Source organism: Paenibacillus luteus (assembly GCF_006542765.1).
In the GTDB taxonomy this organism is placed as follows: domain Bacteria; phylum Bacillota; class Bacilli; order Paenibacillales; family Paenibacillaceae; genus Pristimantibacillus; species Pristimantibacillus luteus.
This window is the reverse complement of record NZ_SKCD01000033.1, coordinates 314,231-328,977: the sequence shown is the minus strand read 5'-3', so window position 1 is coordinate 328,977 and position 14,747 is coordinate 314,231. Positions and strand designations below refer to the sequence as shown.

Here is a 14,747-nt window from a genome sequence, read left to right as displayed (position 1 = left end):
CAGAATGCTATCAATATAACATATACGTTTATTCAACAAAACAGATAATTTTTTCGTCTATGAATTTCATAAATCGTCCATATTTTAGTCATATTCATATTTAAAGTTAGCAGGAAATTGTCACCAATTGTCGAATACGGATATTTGGTAAGAATTACAATGTATTATAACAGCCGTAGTTAAAAGCAAGTTCGAGTATTTCAAGAGAAGGTAATCAATAACTTGATTAGTCTAAAACACTTATTAATGGGGGAAATGAGCAAGTGAAAAACAAAAAACGTGCCATAATGACAGGCCTTAGTGCCACCTTAATTTTATCAAATGCAGCTCAGGCTGCTGCGTCTGCCAAAGATCTGTTTAACGATCTTCAACATGTACCGTGGGCTCAAAAGCAAATTACACAAATGAATTTACTAGAAGTCATACAAGGGCGGGGAGATCAGGCCTTTAGTCCACAAGACGACGTGACACATCAAGAAGCTCTAATCATGACGCTCCGTCTCATGGATGCAGAAAATCTATTAAAATCAGATGCTTCGGGCTTTCCAGCAGACCAGTGGGCACAAGCGCATGTTAAACTCGGTATAGAACTAGGGCTAATTAATGAATCCGAACTTACAGCCATTGATGGAATTGTTTGGGGCCGACAATCGTCTACGCGAGAATGGGTCACCCAGCTCATTGTGAGGGCAATTAAAGAAGCTAACCAATTGGATGAATTAATCGGTTCTCCAGCTTCCTTTGTGGATCAAAACCAAATCTCGTCAGAACTCCTTAACTCGATTAATATTGCAAACGAACTAAAAATTGTGGAAGGATTTCCAAATCAAGAATTCAAACCTCTCGGTCACGTAACGCGTGCTCAAATGGCCAAAATATTGAATGCTACACTTCCCTATCTACTTACTGATTCTTCGGAGGTCTCACAGAAGGTCCGTTTTGGCGTCATTTCTTCCATTGGAGATGGAAAGCTTGTTATTCAATCAGGTAATGAGACTGTTACATACAATTTATCCGACAAAACTTTGTTTTTTGGGAAAAAAGCTAATTCTATCGAACTTTCCGAGTTAAGTGTTGGACAATCCATTTCCATGATTATTAACGGAAATCATGCAGAAATGATAGAAGTAACCGATAAAGTTTTATCACAAGAACAATTCTCAGCTCAACTACAAAAGCTTACTAAACAAGGAGAAACCGGAGCTACTGGCGCAACAGGCGCTACGGGTTCTGCCGGCGTACCTGGTGCAACTGGAGCTACCGGGTCCGCTGGAGTACCAGGTACACCAGGTGCTACTGGTGATAATGGAGCCACAGGTGATACTGGCGCTACGGGAGCTACTGGTGATACTGGCGTTACTGGCACCACGGGAGCTACTGGCACTACGGGCGCTACTGGCATTACGGGTGCTACTGGTACCACAGGCGCTACTGGCACCACGGGCGCTACTGGCACCACGGGCGCTACTGGCACCACGGGCGCTACTGGCACCACAGGCGCTATTGGCACCACGGGCGCTACTGGCACCACGGGTGATACTGGTACCACAGGCGCTACGGGAGCTACTGGGGATACGGGTGCTACTGGCACTACGGGCGCTACTGGCACTACGGGCGCTACTGGCGCTACTGGCACTACGGGCGCTACTGGCACTACGGGCGCTACGGGCGCTACTGGCACTACGGGCGCTACTGGCACCACGGGCGCTACTGGCACCACGGGCGCTACTGGCACCACGGGCGCTACTGGCACCACGGGCGCTATTGGCACCACAGGCGCTACTGGCACTACGGGCGTTACTGGTACCACAGGCGCTACTGGAGCTACTGGGGATACGGGTGCTACTGGGGCCACCGGCGCTACTGGGGTTACGGGTGCTACTGGGGCCACCGGCGCTACGGGCGCTACTGGGGTTACTGGGGCCACCGGCGTTACTGGGGTTACTGGGGTTACTGGGGTTACTGGGGCCACCGGCGCTACTGGGGTTACGGGTGCTACTGGGGTTACTGGGGCCACCGGCGCTACTGGGGCCACCGGCGTTACTGGGGTTACGGGTGCTACTGGGGCCACCGGCGTTACTGGGGCGACAGGGGCTACCGGCGCTACTGGACCTGCCGGATCTACTGGAGCTACGGGTTCAGGCAGCTCCGGTTATGCATACGCAGGCAATACTAGCGGTAGCACAATCGCGGTTCTTTTAGGCGGTTCGAATGTTCCAATGACCGATGGGATAATTACTAGTTCTGCTGTCTACTATAATAATATGGATAGTTTCACCATCATCCAGAGCGGAACCTATTTCATTCAATACGACATTAATCTCACTAATGCAATTATGTTAAACACGAGGGTTATGAATAATGGTTCAGAAATAACAGCAAGTGCTATAAAAAATAATACCACAAGTGACCATTACAGCAATTCATTTATTGTTAATCTTAATGCAGGTGATATTCTAAGTTTACAGCTATTTGGTGCTCTAGCTGCTGTTTCACTCACCCCTTCTGCTGATGGCGCTTCTATGACGATTATTAAGCTCAGCTAAAAAGCTTTCTAAGCTTTAGTCATTGGTCAAAAATAAATACTGCCTGCGAAGATTACATTAAACATAATGTAATCAACGCGGGCAGTTTATTTTATTCGATAGAGATTCAATAATACTTAAACTAGTCATATCACTATGACTGTACCAGGAGGCATGAATGAGAGCTACTACAATAGTCTTACTTGCACAACATGCACCTTTACTAAAAATTTGTATAACTAACATTATCAAACATACGAGGCTCCCTTATGAGCTCATTGTCGTAAATGACGGAAACTCCGCAGCTATTACAAATCTGCTTGAAGAGCAAATGGATACATCTATTCGAATGATAACAACACCAGTTATTCTAGGAGTTGCGGCTGGCTATAATTTAGGAGCCTCTTTGGCATCTAATGAACGAATTGTCTTCCTTCGGGATAATGTAATCGTAACAAAACAATGGCTGCAAGGACTAAATAAAACTCTTGACGAGTATCCCCGTGCTGCCATAACTGGCCCTCTTAGCAATGGGATTAGCGGAAGCCAAAATATTTCTACCGACATCGGCACAGTACTAAAGATGACAATCGCAGATCGCAAAGCTGCCCTCGCTCCTCAAGGCGCTTCGGAACGAACGACACGACTGCTGAGCTTTTTATTAATGGTCCGCAAGGAAATGTTCGAACATCTTGGTGGATTTGACGAAAGGTTTGCATTGGAATCTTATGAAGACGATGATTTATGTTACCGCGCGTTAAAAGAAGGCTATTATCTTTATATCTCAAAGGAAAGCTTCGTTCATTTTACTTCGCCTCCCCCGTTATTCGAGCACAACCCTTCTTGGTATAGCAAACAACTAGAAGCCAACCGACAAGCAGGGATCAATAAATGGGGAGCCGATCTTACTGAATTGCTTTTAAATTTTAAACAGCCTGTAACCGTGAGCCTTTGTATGATTGTCAAAAATGAAGAAGAAACGCTCGAGCGCTGTCTGAGCAGTGTAGCTGATCTTGTTCATGAAATTAATATTGTTGATACTGGTTCGACTGATAAAACAAAAGAAATCGCCGCTCGCTTTACTAGCCGCATATTTGATTTTCAATGGGTTGACGATTTTTCCCGAGCACGTAACTATGCCTTTACCCAAGCTACCCAAGAATATATACTTTGGCTGGATGCAGACGATGTGATCTTGCAACAGGATCGTGAGAAATTAAGTGAATTGTTTTCCGCTATGCCTCTTCATGCTGATTCTGTGTCGATGCATTACCATTTAAATCGGGATGAGTATGGAAATGTGACAAGCAGCTTGCGTCGCAATCGGCTGGTTCGTCGCACAAATGGTTTTCGATGGATTGGCATTGTACATGAATATTTACAAGTTCAGGGCACGATTATAAATAGCGATATTGCTGTAACTCATAGCCGCGTACATAACTCTTCTTCCCGTAATCTTCAAATCTATCAATCGAAGATGAGCAGCAATGTCATTTTGAGTCCACGAGATACCTATTATTACGCGAACGAACTATTCGATCATGGCGAGTGGGAATCGGCTGCTATTCAATATGAGAAACTATTGGAATTTACAGAGGTTTGGATTGAGGATCAGATTGGCGCGTGCGGCCGTGCAGCGGAATGTTATTTTAATCTGGGACGCTTAAATCAGGCTAAACTAAAAGCAACACAATCCTTTTCATATGCTCTACCACGCGCTGAAAACTGCTGCCGAATGGGACAATTCTATTTATCGGAAAATTGTTATCAGGAAGCTATTTGCTGGTATCGTTTAGCAACCGAGCTTGACATGCCAACTGATTCAAGTGCTTTGCTGCTTCATTCCTGCTGGACTTGGCTTCCTCATCTGCAACTATGTGTCTGCTATGATCGACTGGGTGACTACAAGCTTGCGTATCAGGAGAATGAGCGTGCTGCAGAGTATATACCAAATGACAAGAGGATTTTATCTAATCGTGCTTACCTCTACCAACGAATTCAAAAAGGGGAGTAACCATTTTATGGGACACAGCAAACCTCGACTTACTCTATCCATGATCGTTCGTAATGAAAGTGGAAGGTATTTAAAACAAGCATTGAAACAGCACAGACCATTTATAGATAATGCCGTTATCATTGATGACGGCAGCACCGATGATACTATTGATATCTGTTTGGAAGCCTTAAAGGATTTGCCCGTCCAATTAGTGCGCAACACAACTTCCAAATTTAATAATGAAATCTCTCTCCGCAAACAACAATGGGAAGAAACCTTGCTTACAAAACCTGAATGGATTCTGAATCTCGACGCAGATGAGTTGTTTGAAGCTCAATTCATGGATGAAGTTGGTTCGCTAATCGAGCAGGAAGAAGTGGACTTGTATTCCTTTCGACTCTATGATTTTTGGAGTTCGACAAGTTATAGAGAAGATCATTACTGGCAGGCCCATCATTATTATCGACCATTTTTACTTCGTTACAAACCCGATTTTGAGTACAAATGGCTGGAAACAGCACAACACTGTGGAAGATATCCTGACAATATATATAGTTTACCCAATCAAATATCAGCATTGAGGCTAAAACATATGGGTTGGGCTAATCCTAAGGATCGCTTAGAGAAATACAATAGATACATACGGCTTGATCCGGAAGGAAAATTTGGCTGGCTCGAACAATACAAATCCATTCTCGATGAGCATCCCACTCTTGTGGATTGGGTCGAATGACAAAGCATTATCATGCAAATAACAATCCGATAGAAAAGACCTATAGTAAAGAGCTATTACTCTTTACCATAGGTCTTTTCGTTTTCATTTCAAAAATTCAATCTGATCTAATTGAAATAGTAACCCGCAAACACACCTCCCCCTCCTTCGCAACCTTTCCAGCTGACAAACCGTTTGAATAGATAATGTTTCCATAAAATGGGGGATAGCGATATGAAAAGCAGCAAATCACTACTACTTGCCATAACTACAATACTGTTAATAACCTCATGTGGGCAGCCAGAGAAAAAGACCATAACCATACAGGAACGCGCCCGGCTCGCCGAGCAATCAGATACGCAGGTTGTGGAAGCATCAAATAGATTTGGACTTGAGCTCGCCAGTGAACTCCTTGCAAAGGACACTGGAAATAATGTTGCTCTCTCTCCAGTGAGCATCATGCAAGCATTTGCCATGACCGTGAATGGAGCAGCTGGCGCGACGCGCGATCAGATGTCGAAAGTGCTGCATATCGAAGGTTTGTCCGAAAAGGCGCTTAATAGCGGGCAGCAGCAGCTGAGAGAGCTGCTCCTACAGCCAGGCCCGGACATTAAACTAACGATGGCCAACTCCCTCTGGCTGCAGAAAGGCTGGCCTTTCCGCAAGCCATATCTTGACCGTGTAACGGCAGCCTACGCAGCACAGCTCCATGAACGGGAACTAGCTACTCCCGCCGTACGCAAGGAAATTAACGATTGGGTTAAGCAGCAGACGGAAGGGCTTATCCCTACCATTCTAGATGAGCAGGTACCGAAGCTGACGAAGCTCATGCTAATCAATGCCCTATACTTTGACGGGACGTGGCAGACGCCGTTTAAGCCAGAAAACACCAAAGAGGACGATTTTACGAATGCAGACGGCAGCCTCGCTCAAGTGCCTTTCATGCATCAAGGCGGCTCTTTTGAGTATCAGGAAACCGATACCTATCAGTCCATCCGTTTGCCTTACGGCAAAGGCCAAATGGGCATGCTCCTTATCCTGCCACAGCTAGAGACAGACAAATCCGCTCTTGCCAAAGAGCTGCTCGCGCAGCCTGATTTCTGGACCAAGCGCATGGAACATATGTCCGGCAAAATAGCATTGCCCAAATTTAAGCTGGAAAGCCATTATAATCTGGCAGATACCATAAGCGCTATGGGCATGGCTTTACCCTTTGACTCACAGCAAGCAGATTTCAGTGAACTAGCCGAAACGAGTGGCGTCGACAAGCTTTTCATTAGCCAAGTTGTCCATAAAACGGTTATAGATGTATCAGAGCAAGGAACAGAGGCCGCAGCCGTCACCCAAATCGGTATGGAGTTAGGAAGCGCTATACCAACCAAAAGCTTCGAAATGGCTATCAATCGCCCCTTCCTTTTTGCTATACAGGATCTGCATTCGGGGGCGCTCCTATTTGTAGGCTCTGTAGAAACGCTTTAGCTTACAGCTTGGCAGCACCAAATTTTGATAGAGCTTCACCGTCAAAAGATAATACGCGGAATAAATAGCACCAAATAAGGCTAGCGGTATCCAAAGCTTGTAATACGGCTCAACCAGAATAAACGCGAACAGCCTCATTCCGACCAGCACATGCAGGAGCCCTACAATTCCCGGAAACAAAAAGACAAGGAAGAGTTCATGGTAAATGGAGCGAGACAGCTTCTCACGTCTAACGCCAATTTTATTCAGCATGCTATAACGCTGAGCGTCCTTGGACGCGCCGGAGAGCACTTTGAACATCAGGCAGCTTGCCATCATAGCCAAGAACGCGATACCGAGGAAAAAACCCATAAAAAAGGTCCCGCTCGCTCTGCCTAGCGTATGTTGATAATATTGATACTTGCTCCAAGTCATGTACTCGTCTTTATTTTTGCCTGACTTCAGCTCATCAAGCGCTGCCCACGCTGAGCGATGAGCAAGGAAATCGTCTGTTTTGCCAATCGTTACAGCTTGCTCTCTAACGGGAATCGCTATGAACGCTGCTTCCTCGACAATCTGGTATTCGAGCAGCGGATCAGGCGATATTTTCCAAATGAAGCTTTGCCATTCCGAGCTGAAGGAAGTTTCGTCTTCTTCGGTTCCGGATGGCAACGGTTCGGTCATTCGATTGAACTGCCCGCCATTTCCCCGGCCATCACTAGCCTCGATAAGCGGGGGCTGAGTCTCAAGATCATCCCTGGCATAATAAAGCCTCACTCCATCTACCTTATAACGATAGTTGAGCTTCTCAGCAAAAGGGATGGAAGCAAGCACTCCCTCCTCTTCCGGAGACGGGTCAGTCACGATGGTGTCATAGACGCTATAGCCCTGACTTTTGATTTTCGCATCATTAACGAAGGCCATCCCTCCCGCAATAGCGCCAGCACCCAATGCGACCAGCATCGCTACGGTTGCCAGAAGCTTCGTTAAACCATTGATACGAAAGCTCAATTGGCCGAAAGTGAAGGCTTTTATGCCGCGCAAGCGGTTTCTCTTTTTAAGCATGGCTACAAATGGCGGCAGCAAGGCCATAAACAGAAAATACGTGCCCAGTGGTGTCATGATCGTGGCCGTAAACAACCCGATTTCCCGCAGTTGCTCCATAAAGGTCAAGGAAAAGTAGCCTAATCCCAAAGCGATTAGCCCGGCGATGCCTAATACCCATTTCCAACCACTGCTTTTCCAAAGCCGGTCTGCCTGCGATTGTCCATGAATAAGTTGAAGCACCTGCAAACGGGCCAGCTTTAGTTGGTTCCAAAGCGCAGACAAACCAAAAAGAATAGTAAAAAACAAAATCGTAAACAGAATCGCCGGACCATACACCGCCTGGTAAGCCGTTAGGCTCACAGCAAGCTGTCCTGCCATCAGCCGCCCTACAAGGGCAGACAACCCAAAACCAATCGCTAAACCCGCTGCCAACGAGATTAGTCCAACCGCAAACGTTTCGATGAACATCAGTGAGCGTATTTTGCTTTTACGCGCGCCAAGGACCATGTATAACCCAAATTCACGCTGGCGAAGCGAAAGCAAAAAACCATTGGCATATAAAATGTAAAATAGCGTAATCGATGAGAGAAGAAACGATCCCAATACGTAAACAAGCTGAATGGAATTAATAACCGCATTTTCCTCCGTAAAGCTGCGGTTCCAAGCCATCGTCTGAAACATATAAAAAATCGATATGGACATGACAAGCCCTGCGAGCAGCACAATATAGTCCCTAAGTTTGCTCTTCATGCCCGTTATGGCAAGTTTAATCAGCATATAATTCCCTCACCTCAGTGCCTCTCTGAATCGTGCCTTTGGCCCGCTTCATTCGCAGCGCCTGCTGCCGCTGCCGCAGAACCGTAATCGCCAAGCACATCCAAAATTTGCTTATAAAATAATTCCCTGCTGCTCGTCCGGTGAAGCTCCTTCACCAGCTCCCCGTCTTGGATAAACAGAATGCGGCTGCAGTAGCTTGCGCTGAATGCATCATGGGTCACCATCAGAATGGAGATCCGGTCCGCTTCATTCAAACGCTTCATCGTCTCCAGCAGACTGACCGCATTTTTCAAATCCAGCGAACCTGTAGGCTCGTCACCGAGCAGCAGCGCAGGCTTATGGACAATGGCACGCGCTGCTGCCGTTCGCTGCCGCTGGCCGCCGGAGACCGTCGCTGGATAATGCTCGGCAAGCGCGGTAATATTAAGTTTTTCCATGACCTGCTTTACTTTGCTTTTGATCTCATCCGCCGGCACATCCTGCAGCGAAAGCGGCAAAGCAATATTCTCGTAGATGGTCAAATGTTCAAGTAAATTAAACTCTTGAAAAATAAAGCCCAAACGCTGCGCACGGAAATCCGAAAGCTCATTTGCGTTCATCGTTGTAATATCCGTGCCCGTGAGCGAAATGGTGCCTTCCGAAGGCGTATCCAGTGTAGAGATCACATTAAGCAGCGTGGTTTTCCCAGAGCCGGACGCACCCATGATGCCGATGAATTCTCCTTGTTGCATCATAAACGTCATGTTATTCAAAGCGTAAACCTGGTTTGTGCTTGTGTCCCCGTATATTTTGGATAGATTTCTGATCTCAATAACAGGTGTTGTCGTCATGTATTTTGCATCCCCTTCTGTCTCGGCGTTATCCGAACGTCGTCCATGCTTCTTACTATAAAGAAGACGCCTACGGCATACATAAGGTAACAATAAAGATTTCTTAAAGTTTTTCTTAATATTCAGCGGTCGGAATCGCCATTCTGCTTAGATTAGTGTAAAGTTAGAGATGTAGATCGCTAGACCGCGCAGCCACCCACTACAAAGATTGAATCTATTGTTCCAATATGAAAATCAAATGCCTAACAAAATAAGGATGTGAAGATATGAGCAACGATTCTGGAAATCACTACTCGAACTTCGTCAAACGAACGAAGGCCATTAAATCGCAAAATTTATTTGAATTCACCACACAAAGAAATGAAAAAACGGATGACAAACAACCCGATATACAAGGGGAAGTTGTTAAAATCAGAGAGGGAGCGTACATGCGCCAATCCCGCATAAGTCCGGATGGAAGCAAACCGCTGGCAAGCGAGTCCGAAGAGCACGAGGGCAACGACACCAATACAGATAAAAAATAACAGCAAAAAACCTCAATCCTTAATGGGATTGAGGTTTTTTGCGTCTATCATCATCTTTTTAACGTCATGACTCTACGTTCTGTTTTTCTTTAATCAGCGCTACGGATACATATTGAAGCACAGCCATAGCGAACAGTACCACGGGCAACCATACCGATTCCAAATCCTTCGCTAGAAAAATAAGCAGGCTGATCGACAGCACCCTCCCAACGTTCAGAAACAGCTCCCGCATTACAACCGATTCCACGCGCAGTTGTCCTTTAAGAGGCAGCGTGCCGATTAACCGGTAGTAATAAGACGTCAGTGTATTGACCGCCAGCGGATTACAAATCGAGAACAAAATCATAAACACGGCCACCGACCAAAACTCCACTTGGAAAAGCAACAGTGCAGAGCCGAACACGACTCCCGTCGTCGAGAGCAGCACATATTTGCGGACCTGCTCCTTCTGAGCCTTCCTGGATATGACATAGCCGGTTGCGACCGTAAGGGAGGAGAAAAACACGCCCAGATAGCCTACCCAGTCCTCTCGCCCGACGGTCTGATACAGCATGATGTTGGGCAGGAACAGCATGATGCCTTGGAATAGACCCAATACGAAGAAGCTGTATAATGCTTTCATCCAGCGCCGATTTTTATTCATAACGAGTCCCATCAGCTTCAAGTGATACGCTTTATGATGGGATTCAATCATCGGTATCCGGAAGCTTACGAACGCTGCAATCAGAAACATAATGAAGGCCAGCGTAAAAATAATAATATAACCCTGCAGCCCGTTGCTGCGCTGGATAATAAATCCCGCAAGCGCAGGACCCGCTAATCCGGAAGCATTAAACGCGATCATATTAATCGCGAGAAACCGAATCCGGTTCGCCTCAGTCGACACATCATACTGAATAACCAAGTATCCGGTCCAATAAAACCCTGCAGCAATACCGTTAAATATTGCAAACCATATGTAATATTCGGCAACATGCTCCTGGGCGATGACGACCATCAAATAGAAAATAGCGATCATCACGATGCCTAGGCGGTACGTGACCATGCGGTCCTTTCGCTTGGCAATCCATCCCCCAAGGGCAAAAGCCGGCGGAGTCAGGATGAACACAATAATGTTATAAATGCCATTCACCGTTAAATCCTGCGTCAACCGCCATAAATACAAATTCAAAAACAAACCTGACATCGAAGCGCCAAACTGAAAGCAGCAATGAATGATAAGAGCAGTAACGGCTACCTTGCTCAGCCTGCTCTCAGGAGGAAGCGCATTGTTTTTGAAAAGATTAAATCTGTTCCAAAATTCCGACCTCATCCTCATTTACTGACTCCCCCGTTGACCAGCATCTAGATAATCTTTTCTCTGTGTTTATTCTATCATAGGAAATCCCGATATCCCCGCCGCAAGAAAGCGCTCTCTCCTTCAAATTAACCGCTTAGCTTGCATTTGAAGCAGCAAACAAATCCTATTCGCTGTTTTTATCCTTTGTTCGCTTGATTAAGGTCATAGACTCTACTTGAAAACGTAGCATAGCTATTTAACCCTATATATATCATATCAAAACGCCCGCAAACCGCTTTGAAGAAAGCAGTCCATCGGGCGTTTCCATTACCTCATTAAAGGTTATTGACCTTTTTTGTCGAATCATACTAGAATCAATCTAGTTGGAGACTTTAACTTATTACAAGAAAAAGTGGTGAAACATCAATGGCTTCTCATTCTTATACTGTCATCGATTTTGAAACAAGCGGACTTGATCCGAAGAAGGACCGCGTCATTGAGATGGCTGCCATCCGCTGCGTTAACGGCGAGATCGCAAGCGAATTCAGTACGCTCGTCCGCTATGACGGCAAGCTGTCCGCTAAAATAACGGAGCTGACCGGCATTACGGATGAAATGACGGCAACAGGCATGGACGAAGATACAGCGTTCCGCATTTTGAACCGGATGCTCGGTGACAACATTATCATCGCGCACAATGCAGCCTTCGACCTTGGCTTCCTGCATCATTCCCTGCTCCGTATCGCGGACCGTTCCTTCTCGAACAGCTTTATCGATACGCTGACCATAAGCCGCGCGCGGCATGTATATCCTCATACATTAAAGGACATGTCTGACCGTTACGGCATTCCGCTGATCGGCGGCCACCGTGCGCTCAACGACGTCATTGCCTGCTGGGAAATCTTCCGCAAGATGGATGAGGAGCAATCCGTTCAAGGCTACGTGGACACGTTGGGCTACCTTAAGAAATTCGGACCGCCGGCATGGAGTCCGCCTGGGACCAAGCTTGAAGCGATCGAACTTAAATACGCGCCGCGCTAAACGCGTTCCTTGCCCTTATCCGATTCGCCCGCGTTTTTGTTCGCGGCTTCCCGGTCCTTCTGCATCTCCTCAACGGTCTTTACCTTGAGGCGTGCAGCCCCCTCGTAATCACGCGTAGGAAGCAAGGGACCCTCTATCAGACGCTTCTTGGCTGCTGCGATCGAATCCGTATATTGCGGCAGCCACTCCGCCTGCGCCACCAGCATTTCATCTACCATTTGCCAAATTTCATTCGGATTGCAAACTGCCCCTACAAGGGGGTCCATCATGAAGGCTTGGCGCAGCAGCTTGTCATCGCCATGAATGGCTGCTTCAACTGCAAGGCGCTGTACCGAGATGCTTACGTTGCACACGGCAGCCGCCCCAAGCGGCAGATCGCCTACCGTAGGCATCGAAATGCCATTGCGATCAACATAACCCGGCGCTTCAATAATAGCGTCATTCGGCAGGTTTGCAATAATGCCCTTATTTTCCACGTTAAAGTGCCCACGGTAAACACGGCCGGTTTCCAGTCCTTCAATGATATACGAGCCATGCTCATGGCTGCGAAGTTCGCTCTTGAATTCATTAGCCGGGTCCTTCATCCAGTTAGGAAAATCAGTCTCGAACCAGTTGCGGCCTTCCGTACACACGCGCAAATAGCCGCCTGTTTCTCCATTAATCCATGAACTCAGATCGATCCAATCGTTAATTTCCTCCGGACGTTTGCGATACCAAGGCACATACTCGCTAAGATGTCCGTTGGATTCCGTACTGTAATAGCCAAAACGGCGCAGCATATCAATGCGAACCTTCTCCGTGCGGCTGAAGTCGGGATGCTTCTCGAATGCCTCCAGCAGCTTGCCCGTCAAATCCTCGCCGTTATGCTTAATTTGAATATACCAGGTCTGATGGTTGATGCCCGCGCAAACAATATCGACTTCCTCTTGCTTCAGCCCAAATGCCTCGGCGATTTGCCAATGGCCGCCCTGCACGCCATGACATAGTCCAATTGTTCTTACACCGCCATATTTATTGCAGGCCCAAGTCATCATTGCCATTGGGTTTGCGTAGTTGAGCAGGGTCACGTCCGAAGCAGCAACCTCGCGAATATCGCGGCAAATATTTATCATTTCAGCGATTCCGCGCTGGCCGTACATGATCCCGCCTGCGCTCAGAGTATCGCCTACGCATTGGTCTACGCCGTATTTGAGGGGAATATCAACATCCGTTGCAAAAGCCTCAAGACCGCCAACACGAATTGTACAAATTACGTACTTGGCATCCTTCAATGCCTCACGGCGATCCGTCGTCGACTGGATAGTAATCGACAAGCCGTTCTCCTGAATATCCCGCTGGCAAAGCGCAGTTACCATCTCTAGGTTATGGGCGTTAATATCCGTAAAAGCAACCTCGATGTTTTGAAATTCAGGTACTGCAAGCAGGTCGCGAAGCAAGCCGCGCGTAAACCCGATGGAGCCCGCACCGATAAATGTAATTTTAAAAGCAGACATGCCAATCAGCCTCCGATTGTCGTTTTATAGAGTCGTTTCATCTCCTCTACATTGTAGCAACGATTAATCGGAAGCGTTATCAAAATTGTGACCAACTAACTAATTTACTGTCAGAAATCGTCACTTTTGTTATTCATATTTCAAGCCGCGGCTATCGAGAATTTGAGTGTCAACCGCATTACGGAAAGCGATCGGCGTCTGATTCGTATATTTTTTGAACATCGCATGAAAGTATTGCCGGCTCCCGACGCCGACATAATCACAAATATCCGCAATCGCCACATCGGTCTCCCGCAGCAGCATTTTCGCTTTCTCCATCCTCAGCTCAGTCAAATAACCGGTTAACGTTTTCCCAAGCTGCGCCCGGAATACCCGGTGCAAATAGCCCGGATGCAGACTGACTGCTGACGCAACGTCCTTCACCTGGATATCACGGTCATAGTTATGGTGGATATATTCGATCGCCTGCTTCACATAAAGCTCAGCCGGATTGATGCCTTGCGTTCCCGTCTCGTTATGAAGCCTCGCTACTGCGAGAATCAGCTGCGCAAACAACAGCTCTGCTTTCATATTAATGCGCTTGCCGCGGCTATCCAGCTCAAGCACCAAACTTTTCAATACCTGATAGACCTCGCTCGGGTCACGCAAAAACAAATAAGAGGACGGCTCTGTGATCAATCTGGCCACAAATTCGTCCTCCAAAGCAAGCTGGCGCATGGAAGGAAACGCCGTTGGGCGCTCCCTGAAATCAAACTCAACATTTAGCATGCGGCACGGTCCGCGCTCGTCAACGGTAAGCCGGTGCGGAACATTAGCATCAAGAATGACAAAGTCGCCTTTCTTGAGTGTCATTTCACAAGCAGCTGCTTTAACTGTCGCTTCAAACTCAATTCCGCAGGCTCCTGAGATGACGTACATAATTTCAATCGCATCATGGGAATGGAAAGCCATCGTATAATCGGACCATTGCTTAAAATAATAAGCGAAAACATGCGGGTACAAATCACCCTTCAGCCACTCCTGCTTAAACAATGTGCGGTTCACGGGTATGTCTCCTCCCTTGCC

11 protein-coding genes are annotated in these 14,747 nt (G+C 46.9%); 6 read left to right on the top strand and 5 right to left on the bottom strand.

Annotated elements, in window-relative coordinates:
• Positions 1-263: 263 nt before the first annotated feature.
• The 4 genes from E0496_RS36955 to E0496_RS23675 all read left to right on the top strand — a co-directional run bounded on the left by E0496_RS36955 (position 264) and on the right by E0496_RS23675 (position 6,712).
• Entirely contained in the window at positions 264-2,546 is a 2,283-nt protein-coding gene (locus tag E0496_RS36955) for a BclA C-terminal domain-containing protein (protein ID WP_141504226.1), read from the top strand.
• A 157-nt stretch (positions 2,547-2,703) separates the two neighbouring features.
• Entirely contained in the window at positions 2,704-4,539 is a 1,836-nt protein-coding gene (locus E0496_RS23685) for a glycosyltransferase (RefSeq protein WP_141504225.1), read from the top strand.
• 7 nt (positions 4,540-4,546) lie between these two features.
• Positions 4,547-5,254 carry a glycosyltransferase family 2 protein gene (locus tag E0496_RS23680; RefSeq protein WP_141504224.1) on the top strand — a complete coding sequence of 236 codons (708 nt, stop codon included), beginning with the start codon at positions 4,547-4,549 and terminating at the stop codon, positions 5,252-5,254.
• A 213-nt stretch (positions 5,255-5,467) separates the two neighbouring features.
• Positions 5,468-6,712, top strand: coding sequence for a serpin family protein (locus tag E0496_RS23675; RefSeq protein WP_161601532.1), 1,245 nt, complete (start codon positions 5,468-5,470; stop codon positions 6,710-6,712).
• Here the strand turns inward: E0496_RS23675 and E0496_RS23670 are convergent.
• Positions 6,683-8,515: an FtsX-like permease family protein gene (locus tag E0496_RS23670; RefSeq protein WP_141504222.1), complete on the bottom strand. Its 1,833-nt coding sequence runs from the start codon at positions 8,513-8,515 to the stop codon at positions 6,683-6,685. The genes E0496_RS23675 and E0496_RS23670 overlap by 30 nt on opposite strands.
• A 14-nt stretch (positions 8,516-8,529) precedes the next feature.
• Positions 8,530-9,345 carry an ABC transporter ATP-binding protein gene (locus E0496_RS23665; RefSeq protein ID WP_141504221.1) on the bottom strand — a complete coding sequence of 272 codons (816 nt, stop codon included), beginning with the start codon at positions 9,343-9,345 and terminating at the stop codon, positions 8,530-8,532.
• 266 nt (positions 9,346-9,611) lie between these two features.
• Here E0496_RS23665 and E0496_RS23660 point away from each other — a divergent pair, with 266 nt between their 5' ends.
• Positions 9,612-9,869, top strand: a complete 258-nt coding sequence (locus E0496_RS23660) for a hypothetical protein (protein ID WP_141504220.1) — start codon at positions 9,612-9,614, stop codon at positions 9,867-9,869.
• 64 nt (positions 9,870-9,933) lie between these two features.
• Here the strand turns inward: E0496_RS23660 and E0496_RS23655 are convergent, their stop codons facing one another.
• Positions 9,934-11,187 (bottom strand): MFS transporter, encoded by a 1,254-nt coding sequence (locus tag E0496_RS23655; protein ID WP_241674953.1) that lies wholly within the window; start codon positions 11,185-11,187, stop codon positions 9,934-9,936.
• A 387-nt stretch (positions 11,188-11,574) separates the two neighbouring features.
• On the opposite strand from E0496_RS23655, the gene E0496_RS23650 reads away from it, so the two are divergent.
• A complete protein-coding gene (locus E0496_RS23650) occupies positions 11,575-12,189 on the top strand; it encodes a 3'-5' exonuclease (protein ID WP_141504219.1) in 615 nt (204 codons plus the stop codon).
• On the opposite strand, the gene melA is transcribed toward E0496_RS23650, so the two are convergent.
• Positions 12,186-13,682, bottom strand: a complete 1,497-nt coding sequence (gene melA / locus E0496_RS23645) for an alpha-glucosidase/alpha-galactosidase (RefSeq protein ID WP_141504218.1) — start codon at positions 13,680-13,682, stop codon at positions 12,186-12,188. The genes E0496_RS23650 and melA overlap by 4 nt on opposite strands.
• 129 nt (positions 13,683-13,811) lie before the next feature.
• A complete protein-coding gene (locus E0496_RS23640) occupies positions 13,812-14,726 on the bottom strand; it encodes an AraC family transcriptional regulator (protein WP_141504217.1) in 915 nt (304 codons plus the stop codon).
• Between the last annotated feature and the right edge of the window lie 21 nt (positions 14,727-14,747).